Annotated in this window: 25 protein-coding genes; 11 read left to right on the forward strand and 14 right to left on the reverse strand. The window is 62.9% G+C overall.

Features of this window, described 5'->3' with window-relative positions:
- The 5 genes from WJU17_RS00895 to WJU17_RS00915 form a co-directional block, all read right to left on the reverse strand.
- Positions 1–282, reverse strand: coding sequence for a hypothetical protein (locus tag WJU17_RS00895; RefSeq protein ID WP_346325464.1), 282 nt, complete (start codon positions 280–282; stop codon positions 1–3).
- A gap of 201 nt (positions 283–483) precedes the next feature.
- Positions 484–1,875, reverse strand: a complete 1,392-nt coding sequence (locus WJU17_RS00900; protein WP_346325465.1) for a cytochrome P450 — start codon at positions 1,873–1,875, stop codon at positions 484–486.
- 10 nt (positions 1,876–1,885) lie between these two features.
- Entirely contained in the window at positions 1,886–3,319 is a 1,434-nt protein-coding gene (locus WJU17_RS00905; protein ID WP_346325466.1) for a cytochrome P450, read from the reverse strand.
- Between the two features lie 115 nt (positions 3,320–3,434).
- Positions 3,435–4,805: a hypothetical protein gene (locus WJU17_RS00910; RefSeq protein WP_346325467.1), complete on the reverse strand. Its 1,371-nt coding sequence runs from the start codon at positions 4,803–4,805 to the stop codon at positions 3,435–3,437.
- Between the two features lie 10 nt (positions 4,806–4,815).
- Positions 4,816–6,261 (reverse strand): cytochrome P450, encoded by a 1,446-nt coding sequence (locus WJU17_RS00915; RefSeq protein WP_346325468.1) that lies wholly within the window; start codon positions 6,259–6,261, stop codon positions 4,816–4,818.
- Positions 6,262–6,566: 305 nt separating this feature from the next.
- On the opposite strand from WJU17_RS00915, the gene WJU17_RS00920 reads away from it, so the two are divergent.
- The gene (locus WJU17_RS00920) at positions 6,567–6,857 is read left to right on the forward strand and encodes a 4Fe-4S binding protein (RefSeq protein ID WP_346325469.1); all 291 of its coding nucleotides are present in this window, start codon (positions 6,567–6,569) and stop codon (positions 6,855–6,857) included.
- A 172-nt stretch (positions 6,858–7,029) separates the two neighbouring features.
- Entirely contained in the window at positions 7,030–7,635 is a 606-nt protein-coding gene (locus WJU17_RS00925; RefSeq protein ID WP_346325470.1) for a glutathione S-transferase family protein, read from the forward strand.
- 13 nt (positions 7,636–7,648) lie between these two features.
- On the opposite strand, the gene WJU17_RS00930 is transcribed toward WJU17_RS00925, so the two are convergent.
- A complete protein-coding gene (locus WJU17_RS00930; RefSeq protein WP_346325471.1) occupies positions 7,649–8,332 on the reverse strand; it encodes a M15 family metallopeptidase in 684 nt (227 codons plus the stop codon).
- 128 nt (positions 8,333–8,460) lie between these two features.
- Between WJU17_RS00930 and WJU17_RS00935 the strand changes: the two genes are divergently transcribed.
- Positions 8,461–8,685, forward strand: a complete 225-nt coding sequence (locus WJU17_RS00935) for a twin-arginine translocase TatA/TatE family subunit (protein ID WP_346325472.1) — start codon at positions 8,461–8,463, stop codon at positions 8,683–8,685.
- Here WJU17_RS00935 and WJU17_RS00940 read toward each other — a convergent pair.
- The 3 genes from WJU17_RS00940 to WJU17_RS00950 form a co-directional block, all read right to left on the reverse strand.
- Positions 8,682–9,506, reverse strand: coding sequence for an undecaprenyl-diphosphate phosphatase (locus WJU17_RS00940; RefSeq protein WP_346325473.1), 825 nt, complete (start codon positions 9,504–9,506; stop codon positions 8,682–8,684). The two genes, WJU17_RS00935 and WJU17_RS00940, sit on opposite strands and share 4 nt — an antisense overlap.
- Before the next feature lie 8 nt (positions 9,507–9,514).
- Positions 9,515–12,091 (reverse strand): protein translocase subunit SecD, encoded by a 2,577-nt coding sequence (secD, locus tag WJU17_RS00945; protein WP_346325474.1) that lies wholly within the window; start codon positions 12,089–12,091, stop codon positions 9,515–9,517.
- A gap of 112 nt (positions 12,092–12,203) precedes the next feature.
- Positions 12,204–12,647, reverse strand: coding sequence for a hypothetical protein (locus WJU17_RS00950; protein ID WP_346325475.1), 444 nt, complete (start codon positions 12,645–12,647; stop codon positions 12,204–12,206).
- A gap of 154 nt (positions 12,648–12,801) precedes the next feature.
- Here WJU17_RS00950 and WJU17_RS00955 point away from each other — a divergent pair, with 154 nt between their 5' ends.
- The 7 genes from WJU17_RS00955 to WJU17_RS00985 all read left to right on the forward strand — a co-directional run bounded on the left by WJU17_RS00955 (position 12,802) and on the right by WJU17_RS00985 (position 18,915).
- Positions 12,802–13,488, forward strand: coding sequence for a response regulator transcription factor (locus WJU17_RS00955; RefSeq protein WP_346325476.1), 687 nt, complete (start codon positions 12,802–12,804; stop codon positions 13,486–13,488).
- Positions 13,489–13,493: 5 nt separating this feature from the next.
- On the forward strand, positions 13,494–14,906 hold the full coding sequence (locus WJU17_RS00960; RefSeq protein WP_346325477.1) for a HAMP domain-containing sensor histidine kinase: 1,413 nt from the start codon (positions 13,494–13,496) through the stop codon (positions 14,904–14,906).
- 194 nt (positions 14,907–15,100) lie between these two features.
- Complete coding sequence (locus tag WJU17_RS00965; RefSeq protein WP_346325478.1) at positions 15,101–15,715, forward strand: energy transducer TonB; 615 nt, start codon at positions 15,101–15,103, stop codon at positions 15,713–15,715.
- A gap of 42 nt (positions 15,716–15,757) precedes the next feature.
- On the forward strand, positions 15,758–16,684 hold the full coding sequence (locus WJU17_RS00970) for a MotA/TolQ/ExbB proton channel family protein (protein ID WP_346325479.1): 927 nt from the start codon (positions 15,758–15,760) through the stop codon (positions 16,682–16,684).
- 1 nt (position 16,685) lies between these two features.
- A complete protein-coding gene (locus WJU17_RS00975; protein ID WP_346325480.1) occupies positions 16,686–17,108 on the forward strand; it encodes a biopolymer transporter ExbD in 423 nt (140 codons plus the stop codon).
- Between the two features lie 26 nt (positions 17,109–17,134).
- Positions 17,135–17,563: a biopolymer transporter ExbD gene (locus tag WJU17_RS00980; protein WP_346325481.1), complete on the forward strand. Its 429-nt coding sequence runs from the start codon at positions 17,135–17,137 to the stop codon at positions 17,561–17,563.
- A gap of 107 nt (positions 17,564–17,670) precedes the next feature.
- Positions 17,671–18,915, forward strand: coding sequence for a tetratricopeptide repeat protein (locus WJU17_RS00985; RefSeq protein WP_346325482.1), 1,245 nt, complete (start codon positions 17,671–17,673; stop codon positions 18,913–18,915).
- An 83-nt stretch (positions 18,916–18,998) separates the two neighbouring features.
- Here the strand turns inward: WJU17_RS00985 and WJU17_RS00990 are convergent, their stop codons facing one another.
- Positions 18,999–19,514, reverse strand: coding sequence for a lipocalin family protein (locus WJU17_RS00990; protein WP_346325483.1), 516 nt, complete (start codon positions 19,512–19,514; stop codon positions 18,999–19,001).
- 226 nt (positions 19,515–19,740) lie between these two features.
- Here WJU17_RS00990 and WJU17_RS00995 point away from each other — a divergent pair, with 226 nt between their 5' ends.
- Entirely contained in the window at positions 19,741–20,820 is a 1,080-nt protein-coding gene (locus WJU17_RS00995) for an AI-2E family transporter (protein WP_346325484.1), read from the forward strand.
- Between the two features lie 54 nt (positions 20,821–20,874).
- Here the strand turns inward: WJU17_RS00995 and WJU17_RS01000 are convergent, their stop codons facing one another.
- From WJU17_RS01000 to rlmJ, 4 genes are all read right to left on the reverse strand, one after another.
- On the reverse strand, positions 20,875–21,237 hold the full coding sequence (locus WJU17_RS01000) for a PRC-barrel domain-containing protein (RefSeq protein ID WP_346325485.1): 363 nt from the start codon (positions 21,235–21,237) through the stop codon (positions 20,875–20,877).
- A gap of 126 nt (positions 21,238–21,363) precedes the next feature.
- Positions 21,364–21,948 (reverse strand): hypothetical protein, encoded by a 585-nt coding sequence (locus WJU17_RS01005; protein WP_346325486.1) that lies wholly within the window; start codon positions 21,946–21,948, stop codon positions 21,364–21,366.
- Between the two features lie 124 nt (positions 21,949–22,072).
- Positions 22,073–22,969 (reverse strand): transglutaminase family protein, encoded by an 897-nt coding sequence (locus WJU17_RS01010; RefSeq protein ID WP_346325487.1) that lies wholly within the window; start codon positions 22,967–22,969, stop codon positions 22,073–22,075.
- 178 nt (positions 22,970–23,147) lie between these two features.
- Entirely contained in the window at positions 23,148–24,050 is a 903-nt protein-coding gene (gene rlmJ, locus WJU17_RS01015) for a 23S rRNA (adenine(2030)-N(6))-methyltransferase RlmJ (RefSeq protein ID WP_346325488.1), read from the reverse strand.
- Between the last annotated feature and the right edge of the window lie 73 nt (positions 24,051–24,123).

The following is a 24,123-nucleotide window of genomic DNA, read 5'->3' on the forward strand; positions in this document are numbered from 1 at the left end:
TCAGCCTGTCTTGGAGGGAGAGCCTTTGTCCCCTGGTCCGGTGGCGGACAAGGTTGCCAGCGCCTCCCGGACGTGTTGCAGCGATTCCGCGGGTTGACCCGCGGTCGTGCCAGGCATGTTTTCCTCGGACGCGACCATGAGCTGCCGCAAATCCTGCTCCCACTCTTTCAGCGTCTTGATCTTCTGAGCGTTGGTAAGCGAGCGGTCATTGAGGATGTCGTCGGGGTGGGCATACTGCTCCGAGACGTCCCCGGCGACAGGGTGTTCTGTCTTCGTGGTCATCTGATATTCCATGGTTCATTGATGTTGGTTCATTAACGTTCGTGGCGTTTCGGATGTTCCGCATCGGGAACGTGACCTGGATCACCGGACAGCGCCAGGCACCACCGCCTCGGCTCGACGCGGCCGACAAATCCTCGCCGGTTACCGAAACGAAAAACGGCCCTCCCGAAGGAGGGCCGTTCCAGGATCATGGAAGAGGGGTCAGCGCGCGTCGAATTCGACGGGCAGGTTCCAGCATGTGTGCATTTCCCAAAGCCGCAGCGAACGCAGTTCAGGCTTGGCGCCCGCCTGCAGCCGGAGATTGGGAAGCGAATCCAGCAGGATCGATGCCGCTGTGGTCGCCGTATCGCGGGTGATCGCATAAAGCGACCGGGGACGATCCTCGGGCACCGCGGGATGTTTGGTCGGCGCCCCGAGGCCGAAGGCGATGCCTGCAGGTAGACCGTCGGCCCGATATTGACCCCGCGGCTCGCGCTGGCACAGGTCCTTGCGGCCCACGACGAATACGTCGGGATCCTTGTACTGGCGCGGATCCCGGTTTGCCGCAGCGGCAGAGCAGATCATCATGCCACCTTCCGGGATCAGCTTGCCGAAGCGTTCTACTTCATGGCGCGCGAAGCGGCGGGCTGACAGCACCGGCGTGGAATGACGCAACGTTTCCAGATACGCGAACTTCACCAGACGCCGTTCCGCCATGACACGGTCGAGCTGCTCGGGATGGGTGAGCAGCAGGAACAGCATGTTCGACAATGCGCCGTGCAGGGTCTCATGGTCCTGCTCCAGAAGCGTGATCACCAGATCCTCGGCGGTTGTTTCGCCGCCATCGGCATCCAGCATGGCGACGGCCGAGATCAGGTCGCTTCCCGGATTGGCGCGGCGGGCCGCCAACAGGGGACGGAAGTACTCGGTCAGTTCGCGGATCGCCGCCAGACCGTCCTGTTCCGCGTTCGGCTCCCAATTGAACCCACGCTGCATGCGCCAGTAACGCTGCGAGAACAGGCCGATGTCGGCCTTGGGCAGGTCGAGTACCCGAGCAAGCAGCTCCAGTGCATAACGGCCAGCGAAGTCGATGGCCAGGTTGGCGCGTCCGTTGCCCGAGAAATCAGCGATGATCTCTTCGGCGACCGCGGCGGCGTTATCGTCAATGCCCTTCGCCTGAGCGAACAACACCGGCAATTCCTGTCGCAGGTCGCGCCCATAGGACTCTATGCCGTAGAACCAGCGCTTCGGTCGGGTTTCGAAGTTGGCATCGTCGGTAAAGATCGACGTCACGTCGTTGTACTGGGTGATCCAGTAGGAGTTTTCCAGCCAGTCGCGATAGGCGGGATAATTCTCGCGCAGAATCTCCAGGAACGGGTAGGGATTGCGGACGAACTCAGGGGAGATCAGTTGCCCGGCCTTGATCTTCGCCGTGGATTCGCCCAACCGCTCGCGCTGATGGACTTCATAAGTGCGAAAACCATGGCCCTTCACACCGCCTGGCGTGATCGGCACGCCGTTGCGGCCATAGGTGATCTTGGGCGTCGCCGCAGCCGTCGCAGGCTGGGAGGTTCCGGTACCTGATACGGTCCGGGTCGTTTCTGTCGTGCTCATGGGATAAGCCCTAGTTGAGGTCGTAGTCGATCCAGAGATTCTTCACCGACATCAAACCGATCGGTGCGAGGCTCTGGCCATCGATATCCTTCGGCATTTTCGCCACGTTGATGCGCGGATTCTTCAGGTAGCGCCACAGGATCTTCGATCCGATGACGGCTTCCTGATGCGAGATCCAGGCGCCTGGGCACAGATGCGGACCAACGCCGAAAGCCATGTGGCTGCACTTGCCTTCCTTCCGGTAGCCGCTGCGCAGCAGCTTGCCGCTATACAGGTCCGGCCGGAAGATATTGAAACCTTCGGGATCATTGAAGATGCGGTCATCGTGGTTGGCCGAGAAATCAACCATGTTGATCAGCGAGCCGGCCGGAATCTTGACGCCGTGCAGTTCGATGTCGAACGAGTTGTGACGTGGCTGACCGCCGATGGGCGACGAATTGCGCAGCGTCTCGTGGAACACGGCATCCCACAGCGTCTCGTCTTCGGAAACGGCCTGGAACTGGTTTGGGTGCTGCAGCAGCAGGTACCACATGTTGAGGATGGCGCCGCGGGTGGTTTCACCGCCGCCGCCGACGACGAGCGCGATATTCGACGTGATTTCCTCGGTCGACAGATAATCGCCGTCGATCTGGGTCTCGCACAGCTTGGAGATGATGTCCTTGCCGCTGGGATTGCCGGCCGCGTCATAGAGATAGGTCGGGCGCACGCGGCGTTCCTCGACCAGGGTCTCGACATAGTCTTCCAGATGCTGGCGTGCCTCGAGACCGATGTGATGGGTTTCCGACCCGCCAAGACCGGACATCATCGAGTTGTACCAGAAGTAGAAGTTCTTCCGGGACTCCTTCGGGAAGCCGAGCACGTCGCACACGACGCGGATGGGGAACTCGTTGGCGAAGGCGCGAGCGATGTCGATGGTGCGCACACCGTTGGAGTCCTGGACGATGCTCTCATCCAAGGTATCCCAATCGTCGATCATCTCCTTGGCGATGCTCTCGATGGCGTGCATGCGGTTGTCCAGCGACTTGCCGACCAGATGCTGGCCGTACAAGTTGCGGCGGCGGCGATGTTCGACGCCGCTCAGCTCGAGCTGGGTGTTGCCAAGGACGCCGCTCGACGAGCCTTTCGGGATCGTGTTGAACCCTTCATCGTCGAAATAGCAGGTCGTGATGTCGTCATACCGGGTGACGTAGTAGCAGTTGTGCAACTTGTCGAAGAAGACGGGGTAGTGATCCCGCATGATCCGGTAGTACGGATAGGGATTCCGGAAGAATTCCGGCGAATTGAAGATGCGCGGGTCGATCAGGGGCGTGCCATCGGGCGCGTGGCCCATGTCGCATGCCTGACCAAGCGGCATCAGCGGGAACTGGCCGGTATCGGCGTTGCTGCTGCCGCTGTCCGTATCGGTGTCCGCGATCGTGTTCAGAAAAGAGGTGATGGATTCCACTGTGGGCCTCACTCGGTTCGGTTTGGGCCAGATTTTCGCCAACCTACATCCTGGCTGGTCGATTGGCAATGAATCAAAAGTCACGCTTGACTTGACAATGATTGAAATCAAGCGGTCAGAAGATGACGGGCAGGCTCCAGCACGTATGCATCTCGCCAAGCCGCAGGCAGCGCAGGGTTGGCGCGGCGCCGGGCTTCAATTTCAGAGCCGGCAGCATCTCCAGAAGCACGTTGGACGCGGTGGTCGCCGTGTCGCGGGTGATGGCATAAAGCGAGCGCGGACGATCTTCAGGCACGGCCGGATGCCGGGTCGGCTTGCCCAGTCCGACGGCGATGCCGGCCGGCAGGCCATCGGCCCGGTATTGCCCTCTCGGTTCGCGCTGGCACAGATCCTTGCGACCGACGATGAAGTCGTCAGGGTTCTTGTACTGGCGCGGATCGCGATTGGCGGCCGCCGCCGAACAGTGCAGCAGCGCACCGATGGGAATAAGCCGGCCGAACCGTTCCACTTCGTGCCGGGAGAACCGGTGGGCCGTGAGCACCGGCGCGGAATGGCGAAGGGTCTCGAGATAGGCAAACTTGAGCATGCGCCGTTCGGCCTTGACCCGTTCCATCTGCTCGGGATGGGTGAGGAGCAGGAACCACATGTTGGACAGCGCGCCGTGCAGCGTCTCGTGATCCTGTTCCAGCAGGGTGATGACCAGATCCTCGGCCGTCGCCGGTCCGCCATCCGTGTCCAGTCCGGCGATCGCCGAAACAAGATCGTCGCCGGGCGCGGCGCGGCGCGCCTCGATCAGTGGGCGGAAGTAGGCCACGAGATCCCGGATCGCCTGCAGACCGCTCTGCCTGGTTTTCGGCTCCCACAGATGGCCGCGCTGCATCCGCCAGTACCGCTCGACGAACTGGGGAAAGTCCTGCCTGGGCAGGTCGAGCACGCAGGCGAGCAGTTCCATGGGAAAGCGCGCGGCGAATTCGATGGCGAGGTCGGTGCCGCCATTGCTGGCGAAGCCCTCGACGATCTCGCGCGCGATCCGTTCCGCATTGGCGTCGATGCCCCGGGCCTGTGCTTCCAGGACGGGCAATTCCTGGCCGAGATCGCGCCCCAGATCCTCGATACCGTAGAACCAGCGCTTTGGACGGGTTTCGAAATTGGCTTCGTCGGTAAAGATGGACGTGACGTCATCATAACGGGTGACCCAGAACGAGTTGCCCAGCCAGTCGCGGTAGAACGGATAGTTCTCGCGCAGGATTTCCAGCGCTGGGTAGGGATCGCGCGCGAACTCCTCGGACACCAGCTGGATCGGACGAATCTTGTCGGTCGCCTCGTGAACCCGCTCGCGCTGATAGATTTCATAGGTGCGGTAGTCCGACTGAACACCGTTGCGGGCGTAGAGCGGCACGCCGTTGCGGCCGGTGAACGCGTCCTTGTCGGGCGCGCCGGCGCCATAGCTCGGCGGCTTCACCGCTTCCTTCAGTTCCGTGCTCATTGCGCGTGTCCTAGGCCAGATCGTAGTCGAGCCAAAGCTCGCGGGTCTTGTTGATGCCGATGGGCGCGAGGCTGACGCCGTCGATGTCCTTGGGCATCCGGTCCACATTGATGCGCGGGTTCTTCATGGTCCGGGCGATGATCCGCGAACCGATGACGGCTTCCTGGTGCGAAATCCAGGCGCCGGGGCACATGTGCGGGCCGACGCCGAACGCCATGTGGCTGCACTTGCCTTCCTTGCGGTAGCCGCTGCGCAGCAGCTTGCCGGTATAAAGGTCGGGACGGAAGATGTTGAAGCTGTCCGGGTCCTTGAAGATGCGCTCGTCATGGCTGCCCGAAAAGTTGACCATCTCGATCAGCGAGCCGGCAGGAATGTGGATGCCGTGGATCTGCACGTCGAAGGTGTTGTGGCGCGGCTGGCCGCCGATCGGGTTGGAGTGTCGCAGCGTCTCGTGGAACACGGCGTCCCACAGGCTTTCGTCGCGCGCGACGGCATCGGTCTGGTCCGGATGCTGCAGCAACGAGTACCACATGTTCATCAGTGTGCCGCGCGTGGTCTCGCCACCGCCGGCGACTACCAGCGCGATCAGCGCGGTGATCTCCTCGGTCGACAGGTAGTCGCCGTCCACCTGGCTCTCGCACAGCTTGGAGATGATGTCCTTGCCGATGACGTTACCGTCATTGTCATAGAGGAAGGTCGGCCGCGCGCGCCGCTCTTCGACGATGGACTCGACATAGTCCTCGAGGTGCTGGCGGGCTTCCATGCCCTGCTTGTGGGTTTCCGAGGCGCCCAGCCCGCCCATGATGGAATTGTACCAGTAGACGAAGTTGCCGCGCGCTTCCTTGGGGAAGCCCAGCACGTCGCAGACCACGCGGACCGGGAAGGCGTCGGCGAATGCCTGACCCAGTTCGATGGTGCGCACGCCGTCGCGGTCGATCTTCCAGTGCGCGTCGACATTTTCCCAGTCGTCGATCATCTCCTGTGCCAGCCGCTCGATGGCGGGGACGCGGTTGTCCAGCGCCTTGCCGACCAGATGCTGTCCGAACAGGTTGCGCCGGCGGCGATGCTCGACGCCGCTCAGCTCGTGGGTGACATTGCCGAGCACGCCGTTGGACGAGCCCTTTGGAATGGTGTTGAAGCCGATATCGTCGAAGTAGCACTCCGTCATGTCGTCATAGCGGGTCACGTAATAGGTGTTGTTCAGCTGGTTGTGGAACACGGGATAGTGATCGCGCATCAGCCGGTAATAGGGCCACGGATTGCGCCGGAATTCGGCGGAATAGAACAGGCGCGGGTCGATCAGCGGCGTACCGTCCGGCGCGTGGCCCATGTCCACGGTCTGGCCAAGGGGCATCAGGGGAAACAGCGCCTGCATGTCGCTGTCGGAATCGCCGGCGAGCGCGTCGGCGCCGACGGCTCTGGCGAATACACTGGCAAAAGGTTCAGTATTCATCATCTACCCCGTTCAACTGTGACTTTTTTCCCCAAAGCAACGTTACATGGTGTACCCCTGTAAGGCAACGCCGCATAAAGTCACGCTTGACTTGGCATACCCTCGCGGGTGTACTGCGCGCGTCGGGAGACGGCGGGCCTTTCCATGGGGAGAGAACCACCTTCGACCGCCGTCAGCCCACATATTTCACCAGGGCACGGCGCGTTCCGGGTGGTAGAATTGGCAGGCACGCCGATACCAAAGCATTGGCCGAACCGGGGCGATTCGCGATCCTGGACATCGGCCGCACATATGAGGCTCGGGAGCTTATGACCTACGTAATCAGCAACGCCTGCATCGACGTCAAAGACATGTCCTGCATGGAAGTCTGCCCGGTGGATTGCATCTACCAGGAAGACGAGGACCGGATGGTTTATATCGAGCCGGAGCAGTGCATCGATTGCGGCGTCTGCGTCTCCGCCTGTCCCGTGGGCGCGATCTTCGCCGACCACGAGATTCCCCCGGCAGCCAAGGATTTCATCGAAATCAACGCCCTGTGGTTCCAGGACAAGGACGCCGCGCGCGCCCAGGCAGCCGAACGCGCCGGCACCAGTATCTGACCGGACGCGCCTGGCCAAGCCGTTGTAGAACGGCGTGCACCGAAGGAGGTGCGCGCCGTCCATGTCGTCGTCCTTGCCGATGACGCCAAGGTGAGCGCGGAACGATCCCGCCGGATCAATTGATTATCCGATTGGCCTGTGGTCCCCTCGCCGAAGAACAGGGGAACTCGCCATGAAACTCTACAATTTCGCCGCGCCCAATCCTCAGAAGGTCCGCATCTATGCGGCCGAGAAGGGGATTCCGCTCGAGCTCATCGATGTGGACGTCTTGGGGCATCAACTGCGGACGCCGGAGATGCTGGCGAAGAATCCCCTGGCCGTCGTGCCGTTTCTCGAACTGGACGATGGCACCGTGATCCGCGAGTCCCTGGTGATCATCGAATATCTCGAGGAACTGCATCCGCACCCGCCCATGCTCGGCACCTCGCCGCTGGAGCGCGCCCGGATCCGTGAACTGGACCGGCTGGCGGAACTGGGGCTGATGGTCGAGCTCGCGCACTATGTCCATAACGTCTCGCCGTTCTTCGCCGACAAGGGGCCGCAATCTTCCGAGGCCGCCACGATGGCGCTGAACAGCTACCGCAAGACCCTGGCCGTCATGGACCGGGAAATCGGCGAGCGTCCGTTCGTCGCGGGGGGCTCGCCGACGGTGGCCGACTGCACGCTCTATTCGACCCTCGGCTTTGGCGACTATGTGGGGGTGAAGGCGGCGGAGGACTTTCCCAATATCGTCCGCTGGCGAGCGGCGTTCGCCGCGCGGCCCAGCGCATCCGCCTGAACGGCCGCGCCCGTCAGCGGACGGGGAAGTCGAAATAGGTGTCCGGAAAGGGTTCGTTCGTCAGGGTGAAGTGCCACCACTCCTTGTCGAACGGCTTGAACCCGTGCCGTTCCATGGCAAGGCGCAGCAGGAGCCGGTTCGCCCGCTGTTCGTCGGATAACGGCTCGTGACCTGGCCAGGATTCCGGGCCGAAGAAGTCGAACCGCGTGCCCATGTCCAGTTCGGCGCCATCCGCCAGCGAAACCACCGTCAGATCCACCGTGCTGCCACGGCTGTGGCTTGACCGCGTCGCCACATAGCCCTCCTCGAACAAGCGGTGCTTGTCGATGTCGGGGTAGTAGAGCGCCTTGATGTCAGGATCGTCGGGCATCTCGGCCCAGCGGACGAAGTGCGCCACCGCTCGCTGCGGGCGATAGGCGTCGAACACCTTCAGGCCGAGACCGAACGGTCGCAATTCTTCCTGAACGGCGGCAAGGGCCTTCGCGGCGGGGGCGGAGAGAATGGCACGCGTCCCTTCGTAACCGTCCACGACCGCGCCGACGAAGTTCTCGGTTCCCGAATAGGCGAGATCGACGCGCAGTCCCGGGACCGTCTCCTCCAGATACACGAAGCCTTCGGGCAGGGTGTCGGCGGCTTGGACAGGATGGGCCGTGACCAGCATCAACAGATATCCGAAGGTGAAAAAAGGGCGGCGCATGCTGGGATGCTAGCGTCTTTGGCGGTCCGCCGGAACCCGGTTGTCGCCGGCACCACCTTGCAGTCCCGCTGTGGAAGGCTTAAGTACCGCTTCATCCGCCACCAGCGCGGCTTAACCGGAGGTTTCCGATGGCCATCAAGGCTCTGCTCGTCATCCTGCTGCTCGTCCTTGTATTCGGGAAGGGCAAGATTTCCGATCTCATGGGTGACATGGCGAAAGGCATCCGCAGTTTCCGCAAGGGGTTGGCCGAGGATGACGAGGACGAAGCGGTGGCGGAGAAGCCGGCCGCGCTTCAGCCGCCCGCGCCCGTGGCGACGGCCATGGCCGAACCTGCGCGCAAGGACCCCGTCTAGCCGATCAGAAACAGGGCCAACAGCCCCGCGCTGCCGATGGCGATCCGCCACCAGCCGAACAGGCCAAAGCCCCGCCGGCCGACATAGGCGAGCAGGCCGCGCACCACCAGCAACGCCGTGACGAAGGCGGCCACGAAGCCGATGGCGATGATCGCCGTATCGTCGAAACTCAGCACGTCGCGATTCTTGTAGAGGTCATAGACGACGGCCCCGGCCATGGTCGGCATGGCCAGGAAGAACGAGAACTCGGCGGCGGAGCGCTTGTCGGTACCCATCAACAGCGCGCCGACGATGGTGGCGCCCGAACGCGACACACCCGGGACCATGGCGAGGCATTGGCATAGCCCGATCCTGAAGGCTAGACCCGGCGGATAGCGCATGGCGTCCGTATGGCGGGGCGTCAGTTTCATCCGGTCGACGAACAACAGGACGATGCCGCCGAGGATCAGCATGGCGCAGATCAGCCATGGGGTTTCGAACAGCACCGTCTTGATGAAATCATGGGCCAGAACGCCGATCACCGCCGCCGGCAGAAACGCCAGCAGGATGCTGGCGATGAACCGCCGCGCCGCCGGATCCTTCGGCGCGGCCGCCGCCACGCCCAGCAGACGCTGGGCGTAGACGAGCAGCAGCGCGAGAATGGCGCCGAGCTGGATGACGACCTCGAAGGTCTTTCCCGCCGACTCGAACCCCATGAAGTGACCGGCCAACAGGATATGGCCGGTCGACGACACGGGAAGGAATTCGGTCAGACCCTCGATCAGGCCGAGGATCAGCGCCTCGACGATGGTCTGACCATCCGCCGCGAGCAACGAGACCATCACGATCCTCAGGACTTCGGCAGGGCGCCGGAGCTCTGCCCCGGCACGGTTTTGGCCGTGCCTTCGACGACGCCGTCCTCGATGTCCTGGGCATCTCTGTAGCGCGTCCGCCAGTCACCAAGGAACAGCATGATCGGCGCCGCGATGAAGATCGACGAACTGGCGGCGATGAAGATGCCGAACAGCATGGGCACGGCGAAACTTTCCACCGCCGTGCCGCCGATCACCGCCATGGGCAGCATGGCGAGGAAGGCCGTCGCGGAGGTGTAGATGCTTCGGGCCAGGGTTTCGTTGATGCTTCGATCGATGATCTCGCGCAGGCTCAGCTTCTTGTAGAGCCGCATGTTCTCGCGCATGCGGTCGTAGACCACGACCTTGTCGTTGACCGAATAGCCGACCAGGGTCAGCACGGCCGCGATCGCGGTCAGATTGAAGTCGAGTCCGGTGAGGGCGAAAAAGCCGATGGTCTTGGTGACATCGAGGATCAGGGTCACGATGGCGCCCACGGCGAAGTACCACTCGAACCTGAACCAGATGTAGAACAGCATGGCGATGCTGGCGAGCACGACGGCGATCAGGCCGTCCTGCGCCAGCTCGCCGCTCACCTTCGGCCCGACCACTTCGGTCCGGTCGAAGACGGCCCCCGGGACCAATTTTTCGATGGTCGTGCGCACCGTCTCCACGGCCACGCGCTGTGCCTGCTCGCCGCCCGGCTGGCTCTCGATCCGGATCAGCACGGTGCGGTCATTGTCCACGTTCTGCAGGGCGACGTCACCCAGCCCCAGGCCGCCGAGCGCATCGCGCATGGCGCCCAGATCGGACTTCTCCGGCGTGGCGACTTCCAGCTGGATGCCGCCCTTGAAATCGATGCCATAGTTCAGCCCGGGGGTGATGAACAGGATGATCGAGGCGACGGACAGCACGATCGAGAAGCCGATGCCGAAGAAGCGCGCCTTCATGAAGCTGATCGTCGTGCCATAGGGCACCACGCCGATCGGCGGCTCCATCGACATGGTCTTCAGGCCCTTCCAGCGGATCAGCTGCAGCATGATCACCCGCACCACGGCGACGGCGGTGAACATGGAGATCACGATGCCGAGGCCCATGGTGATGGCGAAGCCGCGCACGGGGCCGGAGCCCATGGCGAACAGCAGGACGACCGCGATCAGGGTCGTGACGTTGGAATCGATGATTGTGGCGTAGGCCTTGCGGAAACCCGCATCGAGCGCCGCGTAGGCGCCGATGCCTTTTCGGCTTTCTTCCCTGATACGCTCATTGATCAGCACGTTGGCGTCAACGGCGAGGCCGATACCGAGCACGATGCCGGCGATGCCGGGCAATGTGAGGGTGGCGCCGAGAATACTCAGCGCGGCAACGGTCAGGATGGTGTTCAGGGCAAGCGCCAGATTGGCGATCAGGCCCCATGATCCGTAGAGCATCACGATGAAGACGAACACCAGGCCGAAGCCGATCAGGCCGCTCCAGGCGCCCATGGTGATCGCGTCCCCGCCGACATCGGCGCCGACCGTGCGTTCCTCGATGACGACCAGCGGCGCGGGCAGGGCACCCGCCTTCAGCATGGTCGACAGGTCCCGGGCCTCGGTGGTGGTGAAGTTGCCGGTGATGACGCCTTGTCCGCCCAGGATCGGTTCATTGATGGTGGGCGCGCTCAGGATCTTGTTGTCGATCACGATGGCCATGCGCTTGCCGGTGTTCTGCTGCGTGATACGGCCGAACAGGCGGGCGCCGGTGGCGTCAAACTTGAAGCCGACCTGCGGTTCGCTGGTGTATTGGGCGAAGCTGACGTCCGAACCTTCGAGATGATCGCCGGTCAGCATCGGCCGCTCGATGAGGGCCACCATCTGGCCGGTGCTCTCGTCGGGCAGCACGATCACCCCATGAGGCGGGGTCGCGCCCGGCGCGACCGGATCGGTCACCAGATGGAAACTCATCTTGGCGGTGCCGCCCAGCAGCTTGGTGATGCGGCCCGGATCCTGTTCGCCGGGCAACTGGACCAGAATGCGATCCGTGCCGACGCGCTGGATGGTGGGTTCGGCGACACCGGCGCCGTCGATACGCTTGCGTACCACTTCCAGGCTCTGATCGACCGCGGCAACGATACGCCGCCGTTCGCCTTCCTCGGTGAAGGTCACGCGGAACTGATCCGTGCCGCGCGGTTCGATGTTCACGTCCGGCTGGGGCGTGCCGAATGCCGATGGCGGGGCCTGGGTGATGTCCTGAATGATCTTGCGAATATCCGCGCTGCGGCCGGTATCCAGGAATTTCACCATCACCGCGTCGCCGACCGGCGTCGCGCGGATGCTCTGGATCTTGGCCTGCTTCACCGACAGGACGATATCGTCGGCCATGGACTGCAGGCGTTCCTTGATCAGAGCCTTGGAATCCACTTCCAGAACGAGGTGCGAGCCACCGCGAAGATCGAGGCCCAATGTCACCTGCTGCTTGGGCATCCAGCCGGGCAACTCGGCCAGTTTGTCCTTATGGAACACATTGGGAAGCGCCATCACGATCCCGAAGAGGATCACGACGCTGTAAAGATAAATCTGCCACTTGGGTGTCTGCATGGAGTCCGTCCCTGGCCTTTGCGGCCTGCAGCCTCCGCCTGTTGGGGGGCGGGGCCGATGTCTATTGATGAAGTTCCCCGGAAAGGAAATGACGCGCCTGGAGCGCGGTCGCTCAGACCTGCCGGGCGGGCGGCGCGCGTGGGCCGTTTTGCACGGCCAACGGCGCGGTGGCCAGCACCGTCGCGGGCTTGGGAGCGGCCGTCTCCGCCTCGTGACGCGGCGCGGGCGGAAGGGGCGGGATCAGAAATCCACCGCCGGAATTGCTGCCCGAGGGCGTGAATTTCGAACGCGTCGCGTCCGAGATTTGCGTTCCCGCTCGCCCGGATGCCTGCGCTTTCGCCGCGTCGAGCGGGGAGGCGGCCAGGTCGGAGATCGGATCCGCAATATCGCTGGCCTGGGCAAACCGGTCGGCGATGCCGGGCGACGGCTGCCCGCTCTGGTCGAGGACAAGCGACAGCAGAAGCAGCGGAACGGCCACGAGCAACGCCTTCGACCGGCAGCAGTGCCGCTCGAACCAGTCGGTCCAGGAAGTGCCCGCATTCCGGGCCTTGGTCACCGATACGTCTCCCGAAGAAGCGCCGGAACGGATTTTCCGCTTGGCTCAGCCTCTGCTGCCGTCCACACATAGAGCCAGGTTCTTGTAACTGCAAGGCAGGACCTCGCCGCAGGCGCCGGCGCATTGTACCATCGTCGTTTTTCAGGGGAATGTGGTGAGCCGCAAGCTGCTAGTCGTGGAGGATGATTCCATTACCTCCAGCTACCTGGTGCAGAGCCTCCGGGAGCAGGGCTATACCGTGGATATCGCCGAGGATGGACGAGAAGCGCTTTATCTCGCTAGCGATGGCGCCTACGACCTTGTCGTTCTGGACCGGATGCTTCCCGGACTGGATGGACTGTCCGTTCTCAAGGCGCTGCGTGCCGCCCGAATCGAAACACCGGTACTGTTGCTCTCGGCGCTCAGTACGTTGGACGAGCGGGTGAAGGGCCTCAAGGCCGGCGGCGACGACTACATGGTCAAACCCTTCGCCGTTTCCGAACTCCTCGCGCGTATCGAGGTGCTGCTGCGCCGACGCAGCGCGGGTCCCGAAGCCGAGACCAAGCTGCGCTGCGCCGATCTGGAAATGGATCTGATTGCCCGCAAGGTGTCGCGCGCGGGCAAGATCATCGAGCTTCAGCCGCGTGAATTCGCGCTGCTCGAATATCTCATGCGCCACCAGGGGCAACTCGTTACGCGGACCATGCTGCTCGAGGCCGTGTGGGACTACCATTTCGATCCCCAGACCAACGTCATCGACGTCCATATCAGTCGGCTGCGCCAGCGGGTGGACAAGGGCTTCGAGCAGTCACTGATCCACACCATACGCGGCGCCGGATACCGGCTCGCAGCCGAAGGCTAGACATCATGGCAAGCCGTCCGCAGAGCGCCACGCTCCAGATCGCTAGGGCGCTGGTGCCGCTGGCCGTGATCGCCACGTTGGTTCCCTTCGGCGTGTTGTTCTTCGAGCTGTCTCGCGTCTATGAAGAAAAGGCTGCGCGGGAGGTCGCCGAGGAACTGTCGACGTTGCGGTCGGTCTATTCGCAGGAAGGGCCGGCGGGCGTCGATATGCTCATCCGGCACCGGCTGCGCGGCCCGACGCGCAAGCACCTACTGTATCTGCTGGAGGACGGGGCGCGCTACCGGGTGGCGGGTAACATCACCGCCTGGCCGTCCAAGACCGGCTCCACCTTTCAGTGGACCGTGACCGAGCTCAGCCGGTCGACCTTCAGCGAGCCCGAGGTCATGGGCGCGGCGGGCAGTGAACTGCCGGGACGCTACAGGGTGCTCGTGGCCATGCCCCGATCGGAATGGGGTGTTCCGACCCAGATCATCTTCCAGGCCGCCGGTCTGGGACTCGCCATTGCGCTCGCGCTCACCGTGGTCACGGGATACGCCGTCTCCCGATTCTTGCAGCGTCACATGAGCAGCATTGTCGAGACGGCGGAGGACATTCTGGGCGGCGATCTCTCACGCCGCGTGAAGGTAACCTATCTTCCCGTTGAATTCAGTGTGGTTTCCGCCTCGCTTAACGCGATGCTGTCTCGCATCGAGGACAGCATGACCACCATGCGGGCGGTGACAGACAGCATCGCCCACGATTTTCGCAGTTCTCTCACAAGGCTGGGCGCGCGCCTTGAGATGGCGTCGGGCGGGCGCGGCGGGGAGCAGGAACTGCGCACTGCAATGCGCGACGCGGCCAGCGAAGTTGATTCCATGCTGCACGTGCTCAATTCCCTTCTGGAAATCGCCCGCGCCGAGGCCGGGGTGAGCGGTGATCAGATGGTCGACATGGACCTGGCCACGTTGATCTCGGATGTCGGGGATCTCTACGTCCCGGTTGCCGAAGAGAGTGGGTTGCGGCTCAACGTCCACGCGGCGGAACCGATCCAGGTTCGGGCTCATCCGGAACTGCTCGCGCAGGCCATTGCCAATCTTATCGATAACGCCATAAAGTACTCGCCGCGCGGCACCGCCATCGAACTGCGCGCCTCGCTCGGTCCACTTGGTCCGCTGATCGAGGTCAGCGACAGGGGGCCGGGCATCCCGGCCGAGGCTCGCGAGCGGGTGATTCATCGCTTCGTCAGATTGGACGCAGCCCGCAAAAGTCCGGGCTCCGGCCTGGGTCTTAGCCTGGTTGCTGCAGTTGCGAAATTGCACGGCGCTTTTCTGAAATTGCACGATAATTTGCCCGGCCTGACGGCCGTGATTCAATTCGTGTCGAAACCCCGCAGAAAGCCGCCGCTCTCCTTCCTGTTCCGGGGGGCGCGGGAAAGATGAACAAAAGTTAATCTTCGGGTCATGGTCAGTTCATGCAGGCGCGCATAACCTCGACCTGAAGGCCTCTCGCACACATGTGTCGAGGCTTTGTCGCCCGGGGAGGGCGACATGGCGCGCCGCCAGGGCGCGCCGGGGAAGTTCAAAAGCGTCGAGGTACCATGACCCAGGTTAACCAGAGTGCAATCTCGGGGAGAATGATCGGCTTCGGCCTCGTCATTCTTCTTCACGTCGGGATCGTCTATGCGTTGATCACCGGTCTCGCCAAGGAAGTGGTCCAGGTTATTCGCGGACCAATGGAGACCGAGATCATCGACGAGATTCAGACCGATGACGAGCCGCCGCCGCCGCCGCCGCCGGAGTTCGAGCGTCCGCCGCCCGCCTTCGTCGACATGCCGGTGCTGAATATCGAAACAGCGCCCGCGACCACCAACGCCATTCAGTCAGTGACTAATGAGCGTCCGGTCGTCAAACCGCCGCCGCCGCCGCCGGCGCCGCCGAAGAAGGCGCGCACCGAGCCGCAGCAGAACCCAAAGCGGCCGATCACGCAGCCGGAATATCCGTCGACCTCCGTCCGCCTCGAAGAAGAGGGCGCGGTCGTGCTGAAGTTCATGGTGAAGCCTGATGGCCGTGTCGATGCTGATTCCATCACGGTCGAGGAAAGCAGCGGGTTCGAGCGTCTCGACAAGGCCGCTATCGCCGAGGCCCGCAAGGCCTGGAGGTTTACGCCGGCCACTGAAGACGGGAAGCCGGTTGCCGCGTGGCACCATTTCCGCGTCGTGTTCGAATTGAAAAAGGCCCGGGGCCGCTGAGCGGCTTTCACGTCCAAGAATCCAGAACGGAGATCACAAAATATGAACCGCCTGTCCAACACTCTTCCGGGTCTCGCGTCCGTCGCGCTTGCCCTCTCACTGCTTGTCGCCCCGGTCGCCGCCGTGGCCCAGGACGCCGCCGCACCGGCGGCTGACGCCGCCGCGCCGGCCGATGGCACGACGCCGCCGGTCATGACCGATCCGGTCGCCGCCGAACCCGCCCCGGCCGAAGCCCCGGTCGAAGCCGCGCCGATCGAAGACGAAGACGCGACCGTCGTCGAAAACCCCTATGGTCTGCAGGCTCTGTGGGCGCAGGGCGATTTCGTCGCCAAGGGCACCCTGATCATCCTGGTCATCATGTCCATGGGCACCTGGTACATCATGATCACCAAGGTGTGGGACCAGCATAAGCTGAACAAGCAGGCCAAGGCCGTCGACAACGAATTCTGGAAGGCCCCGAGCCTGCAGGAAGGCCTGGACAAGCTGGACCGCAACAACGCGTTCCGCACCCTGATCGAAAAAGGTCTCGGCGCCGCGGCCCATCATGAAGGCCGTCTGACCGACCAGATCGACGGTTCGGAGTGGATCGCCAACAACCTGCAGCGCGAAGCCGACAACATCAACAATCGTCTCCAGGGCGGCATGGCCTTCCTCGCCACCGTGGGTTCGACTGCTCCGTTCGTCGGTCTGTTCGGTACGGTGTGGGGCATCTATCACGCTCTGGTCGCCATCGGCGTGTCGGGCCAGGCCTCGATCGACAAGGTCGCCGGTCCGGTCGGTGAAGCACTCATCATGACCGCCATCGGTCTGGCCGTCGCCGTTCCCGCGGTGCTCGCGTACAACTGGCTGGGCCGTCGCAACAAGGCCGTGCTGGAGTTCGTTCGCAACTTCGTGACCGACTACGGCGCTTATCTGGTGACCAGCCGCGCTGCCGGCCGTCCGGTGACCGCGACCACCCGGAGCCACTAACATGGCAATGGCCGTCGGAGCGCAAGACGATGAGGTGATCTCGACCATCAACACCACCCCGCTGGTGGACGTGATGCTCGTGCTCCTCATCATCTTCCTAATCACCATTCCCGTGGTGGTCCAGACGCTTCCGGTGGAATTGCCCACGGCTACCAACCAGGTGACGGTCACGAAACCGGAGAACGTCGTGGTCGCCGTCGATGCCGAGGGCAAAATCTACTGGAACGCCGTTCAGTTGGCGAACCAGGGAGTACTGATGGACAAGTTGGCCGAGGTCGCCGTCATGGTGCCGCAGCCGGAAGTCCACATTCGTGGAGACAAGAACGCCCGCTACGATTTTATCGGACGCGTGGTGGTGGCTTGTCAGCGGTCGGGCATCGTGAAGCTCGGGTTCATCACCGAACCCGTTCGCGCACCGTCCTGATCCGGCCCTGTAGAAGGAGTACCTAAATGGGTATGAGTGTAACGACAGGTTCGGGTGACAGCGACGACGTGATGATGGACATCAACACGACACCGCTGATCGACGTCATGCTGGTGCTGCTGATCATGTTCATCATCACCATCCCGATCCAGACGCATGCGGTGAAGCTGGATATGCCTCAGAGCAACAACAACCCGCCCCCGGCCGTCGAACCGGTCGTGGTCGAGTTGCAGGTGGACTTCGACGGCACCGTTCTTTGGAACGGCAACGTGGTGTCCAGCATGGGGCAGTTGAACGGCTACCTGTCCGACATTGCCAGCCAGGTGCCGCAGCCGGAAATCCACATCCGGCCGCATAAGCTGGTGAAGTACGACTACGTCGCGAAAGTGATGGCGTCGGCGCAGCGGCTTGGTCTGACCAAGATGGGTCTGATCAACGATTCCGTCGGCATGTAACCAGATTTCGGGAGGTTGAGCCTCGTTCAGGCGGGGTTCAACCTCCCGAAACTATTTTGTGAATCGCGCGATCGACGCGTGGACTGGTAAAGAAACGGAAGACACACATGAACTGGAAACCGCTTGTCGCCTCCGTGACCTTTGCGCTCATGGCGCCGGTCATGGTCAGCGGCGTGACCAATGTCGGGGTGGCCCTGGCCGCCAAGGATACCATCAGCCAAAAACTCGCCAAGCCGTTGACCGAAGCTCAGGGCGCGATCAACTCGAAGGATTGGGATGGCGCGCTGGCCGCTCTCGCGACCGCCAAGAAGGTCGAGAAGCGCAGTCCGTATGAAAACTTCATGATCGCCAACTTTGAATACAACGCCTATGTGGGCAAGAAGCAGCTGCCGCAGGCGGCGAAGGCGGCCCAGGCGATGATCGATTCCGGCTACGCTTCGCCGGAGCAGGTCAACTCCATGCGCAAGGCGATCCTGCAGATTCACACCAACACCAACAACTTCAGCGCCATGGTCGATGCAGGTCAGGCGTATCTGAAGGCCAACCCCAATGACCTCGACGTCATGGGCCAGATCGCGTTCGCGCAGTACAAACTGAAGCAGTGCGATGCGGCCAGCAAGACCATCAAGCAGGCCACCGATGCCGCCAAGGCCTCGGGCAAGGCACCGAAGGAAACCTGGTACCAGCTCGAGCTGACCTGCGCCGTCGAGGCCCAGGACAATGCCGGCGCCGTCAAGGCCCTGGAGAATCTGGTCCGCTATTTCCCGAGCGACGATTACTGGAACCGTCTCCTCGAACAGCAGCAGGGCGCCGCCGGTGGTAACACCGACCTCAATATCGAGGTCTACCGTCTGAAGGAACAGACCGGCACCATGAAGACCGCAGCCGATTACATCGAGTGGGCGGAACTCACCCAGCTGCTGCAGCCGCGTCTGCCGGGTGAAGGCAAGCGGGTCATCGACGAAGGCTTCGAAAAGGGCATCCTGGGCGGCGACAAGCAGGGCACGGACAAGAAGCATGACCGTATGAAGACCCTGACCACCACCGAGGCGGCCAAGGATCTCGCGACCATCGCCGAACTGGAGCCGGCCGCCAAGGCCGCCCCGAACGGCGATCCGGATGCGGCGCTGGGCGATACCTATGCCAGCCATGGTCAATACGACAAGGCGATCGAGGCCTATGAGCGCGCGCTGAAGAAGGGCGTGAAGAACTCCGCCCAGGTTCAGCTGCACCTTGGCCAGGCCTATGTGAAGACCGGCAACAAGGCTTCCGCGACCAATGCGTTCAAGGCCGTCAAGGGTGACGCCGCCTATGAACGTCTCGCCCAGCTCTGGCTGCTGGCGATGCGCTAAGTCAGGCTTTTGGGGCCCGTCAGCGGGTCCCAGCCTCCTGAGACAGATCCCCCCGTTTCTCGGAACGGGGGGATTTTTTTTGCCTAGCGTCCGGCGGGCGGGACCAGCGTGCACAATTGGGGCCGGCCGGGTGCCTGAGCGGTTGAGGTGACGATGAGGTCGCAGGTATCGTAACCCGCCTCTCTCAGGATCGCGGCGGCGCGGGCGAGGGTCTGGTCCGGCAGCGCTTCCTCGCGGGCGAGTATCCAGGCGTAGTCGCGACCCGGCTCTCCGACCACGGACCAGCGGTAGTCGCTGTCGAGGCCAATAATCCAGTACCGGCCCGCCGCCTGCCACATCCACCATCCTCCCACATCGACGAAGGTCACCTCCAGCTTTCCCTCGGTGGAAGGGCCGGCGAAACGGGCAAGACCCTTGGCCGTCTTTTCTGTGCCCGAACCGGTCGCACAGCGATTGGTGACGTGCACGAGCAGGCCGTCGAGTTCATAGCGTGCCTGCGCCGCGCCGCTACAATCATCCTGGAAACTGGCCGGAACGGTGGCGATTTCGTGCCAGTCGCCCATGTAACGCTGCGCGTCGAAATTCTTCACCACCGCCATAGTCTCTCCGTCGCCGGGGGAGCACGCCGTCAACGTGCCGAGGACCATGGCGAGAAGCGCGGCGCGGCGTATTCGGAGTCTCGGCGGAAATGGCATAAGGTCTCCTTCATCGAAGGTGCGCGGCGACCGCGCGCGGCACGGTGTTCTTTTGATTGGTGACAACCTAACCGGTTCGATACCCTGCCGCGACCATATGCGGCGGATGGCATGTTCAGGGAGAATGCACGTGACGGTATCGCAACGGCGGAGTTTGCTGTTCTGGCTGATCGGCTTCTTCGTGTTCATGCTTCTGGTCTGGCTACTGCGGTCGATCCTGCTTCCGTTCCTCGCCGGATTGGCGGTCGCCTATTTCCTTGATCCGGTCGCCGACCGGATGCAGCGGTGGGGCATGTCGCGAATCTGGGCGACATCGCTGCTCACGATCGCTTTCGCGCTGATGGTGGTCGCCGGCGCGGCCCTGCTGCTTCCGCTGGCGATCAATCAGCTGAGCGACCTCATCGACAGTCTTCCCGCGCTGCTGGAGCTGGCGCGCAGCCGGGCCCAGTCGTTGCTCGACTACATGGACCGGATATTCGATCCGGGTACCTCCGATCAAATTCGCGACAGCCTCACCAGTTCTCTCGGCGGGATCGGCGCATGGATCGCGAGCCTCATGGCGGGTGTGCTGTCCAGCGGCCTCGCCATGCTGAACATCCTCTCTCTGGTCTTCCTTACGCCGGTCGTCGCGTTCTTCATGCTGAGAGACTGGGACGGCTTCGTCGCGAAGCTCGATTCCTGGATTCCCCGCAATCAGCTCGATACCGTGCGTGATCTCGCGCGGCAGATCGACGTGACGCTCGCCGCGTGGGTGCGCGGCGTCGCGCTGGTCTGCGTGCTGCTCGGGGCATTCTACGCCATCGCCCTGACCCTGCTCGGGCTCAAGGTCGGACTCTTTATCGGCCTTTTCGCCGGGGCACTGTCTTTCGTGCCGTTCGTCGGTGCCGTCGGCGGGTTCGTGCTGGCGGTGGGCATGGCGGCGCTGGAGTTCGACAGTGTCTGGCGCATCGTCGCGGTGGGAGGCGTGTTCCTGCTCGGTCAGGCCCTGGAGGGAAACTGGCTGACACCCATGCTCGTCGGTGAAAAGGTCGATCTGCATCCCGTCGCGGTCATTTTCGCCCTGCTCGCGGGTGGTGCGCTGTTCGGATTCGTCGGTTTGCTGCTCGCCGTGCCCATGGCGGCGGTCATCGGTGTGTTGGCCCGTTATGCCATCGACCAGTATCTGAGCAGCCCCCTCTACAGAGGCGGGGATCCAGCACCGCCTGTGTGAGACAAAAGAAAGCCGGGCATTGCCCGGCTTTAAATCAACTCTGGATGTCGCCCGTCAGAGCCAGTACGGCGTGACGTTGTAGTAGCTGTGGACCTGCTTGCCCCAGGTCTGGTCTTCCCAGTTGGGACGATCGGTTGCGTCGTAGGACGGCGCCTTTTCCAGCTTTTCCTTGTCGATATTGACCACATAGCCATCCATGTCGGTGTTGTACTTCAACACGCTCCATGGAAGCGGATGATGCCGGTTGCCGATCCCGAGAAATCCGCCGAACGACATGTCGGCATAGGCAACCTTGCCGCTCAGCTTGTCAATCATGACATTGGAGATCGATCCGACCTTGTCGCCGGAGGGATTGTAAACCGTGGTGCCTTCAACCTTGTCGGAGGAAATCAGACGGGCGTTCGAGGTGGTTTGCATCGTTCTGCCTTTCTGTTGTGATCCGGAAGACCCGCCCTGTAAGTTTCGGCGGCGTCTGACATCCCATCAACGTACGGGCCGTGCTCGCGTTCCTGGAGCGGGGGAATTATCCGTTAAAAATGCAGCCTATGCGTGCAGACTGTCGCTGGTCACATGCTCCAGGCCGCCCTCGCCGGGCAGCCAGCCGATCAGTTGGTAGGTCGTAAGGCCGCTGGCCTCGCGGACGTGATCGAACACATATCCTTCGGCGCGCAGGCCGCTGATCGCCGCGCGCACCGATTGTGACGAAAGGCCCGTCTCCCGCTGAATGGAGGTGATGTCGGCGCCGTGGGGTTTGCCCATGATGGCCATCAAGACCCAGTGCAGGTCCTCTTCGGACAGCAGTTCACCCGCATGCATGGCGGCCTGATCCTGGGCCTCGCGCGCATCGCTGGTGGTCTCGTCCATATGTGCCGCGCCGCCGGCGGCATTCAGGGCGGCAAACCCGGCTTCCGAGACGGAGAGCGTCGTAGCCGTGCGGCCGGCCCGCCAGATGGGCTCGTCGGCAAGAGCCTGTCGTTCATGGATCAAACCACGGCGGATCAGGCGCTCGAGCGCGATCACCACGGCGAGACCGCGGACGTAGATGAAACGGGGAAGGGGAAGCAGCGTGCCCGAAGCGCGCCGTGCCGCATTGGCCAGAATCGCCGTCTCCGTCTTGCTCAATGCCATCGCGCGCTTCCCGACCATAACGCGCCTTCAAGGCGCAGGCCCCAATCCCCGTGGGCGATGGCGGAAACGGTAGCGAGGGTTCGCGGCAGGATTGTGGCGCGGTGGTGTTAAGCTGCAGGACAGGCTAGGCGTGGTTCGTGATCGAGATATCCACGACCATGCCGAGGGTGTCGCCCGGAAAAGCTTCGATCGACCCCTGGATCGGCGACGCCTGGTGCGGCTCGCGGACGATAGCTACGGGGATCAGTTCGATATCCGATGTCAGGGCGTTGGTCGGGTCCACGTGCGTCCATCCAGCCCCCGGGAGGTAAACCTGCAACCAGGCGTGAGTGGCGCCGCCGCCGATGACGCCGACTGCGTTCGAGCCCGGATCCTGAGCCGCGTCATAGATGTATCCGCTGACGAAGCGCGCGGCCAGGCCGACGCTGCGCATTGCCTCCATCATGAAATAGGCAAAGTCGCGGCAGGTGCCGCTGCCGCCGTGCAAAGTCTCAAGCGGCGACTGCGTGCCATAGATATCGCGCGGGATGTAGGCGAAGTTGTCCTTGATGGACCCGGCGATCTCCTTGATCAGGCTCAGCGTCTCCTTGGTCGTCGTGGTGCCTTCTGCAGTAGCCAGAAACGTCTTTGCCCACAGATCGACTTCATGCTCGGGATCGACCACATGACGCTCCTGCAAACCGGCGAGGTCGCGAATTTCGTCAGCGGAGTAGGCGAGTGGGAGGTGACGGGCATGGTCGGATAACAGAGCATTCGCATCGACGAACGCGAAGCGTTCCACATCGAGGGTGCTCTCGATGGTCAGCGTCGTGGCCTGACAGTCGAAATCGACGAGCGCGATGCTGTTGCCGAACACGTCATATTGCCAGACGATCTGGCTCGGCAACGGATCGATCATCAAGGTGGCGTCGTGCAGCTTCATCTCATGGCTGTCGCGGGGACGCAGCATCAACCGATGGCGGCCGAGCGTCACCGGATTGGCGTAATTATAGGTCGTGGTGTGCCGCAGCAGGAATCTCATGTTCGCCTCGCGCCCCTTCAGTACTGGAGCACCACAAACGTTTACCCTTCGGTTCGGTTCCGCGCGGCCGATAGCGGGTCAGCGTTGCAAGGCGCCGGGTAGATCAGCCTGGTCAAATCGCCATGGACGCCGGGGCTATCGCGACGGGCCAATGCGTCCCTCGCATATATACATGAGGCTATTCCGGCATCAGCCATTCGGCCGTGGAAGGACCCTCCGCGCCCAATGCCTGGCGCAGCCAGGGCAGGGCGGCCTGTGCCGCCGCGGGCAGCGTATAGGGAGGATTGACGATGAACAGGCCTGAGCCGGTCATGCCCCGTTCCTGCGTGTCTTCGGCCATACCCAGTTCAATCCGGAACGTCTTGCGCAGGCCGGCGGCGCGCAAGGCGACCTCCATGGCCCGGACCCGGTTCCGATCGATGACCGGATACCATAAGGCGTAGGTACCGGTGGGAAACTTTTTCCACGCCCGCGCGATGGCCGTGATCACCACCGCATAATCCGTCTTGATCTCGTAGCTGGGGTCGATCAGGAACAGACCGCGCTTTTCCGGCGGCGGCGTCAGGGCGATCAGACCGCCGAGCCCATCACTCTTTTCGACCCGTACACCGTGCTCGCGCCGGGTGATCTCGACGAGGCGCTGATGGTCGGCAGGGTGCAGTTCATGGAAGACCACCCTGTCCTGGGGGCGTTTCAAGGATAGGATCAACGACGGCGATCCGGGATAGGCGTGAAGATTACCCGCGGGGTTCAGCGCGCGGACCATCTCCAGATAGACGCGGAACAGCTCCGGCGTTTCGGCGGACGCCGACAACAGGCGGGCGATTCCGGCGTGATATTCGCCGGTCTTCTCGGCCTCGGGCGCTCGCAGATCATAGAGCCCGGCGCCCGCGTGGCTGTCGTGGAACAGCAGCGCGCCGTCCTTCTGCTGCAAGTAACGGGCAAGATAGACCAGTACCGCATGCTTCAGCACGTCGGCATGGTTTCCTGCGTGAAATCCATGACGGTAGGAAAGCATGGCGGGACCAGACGAATAAGGCGGATTGGCCAGCACTTTGGCCACCAGGTGGTTAGCGATCAAGCGCTAATCCCGCGTGGGGACGAGGCAAAAGAAAACGGGGCGGACCAGTACCCAGGCCCGCCCCGTTCCTGTC

The sequence above is a fragment of the Iodidimonas sp. SYSU 1G8 genome (assembly GCF_039655775.1).
GTDB lineage: Bacteria > Pseudomonadota > Alphaproteobacteria > SMXS01 > SMXS01 > RI-34.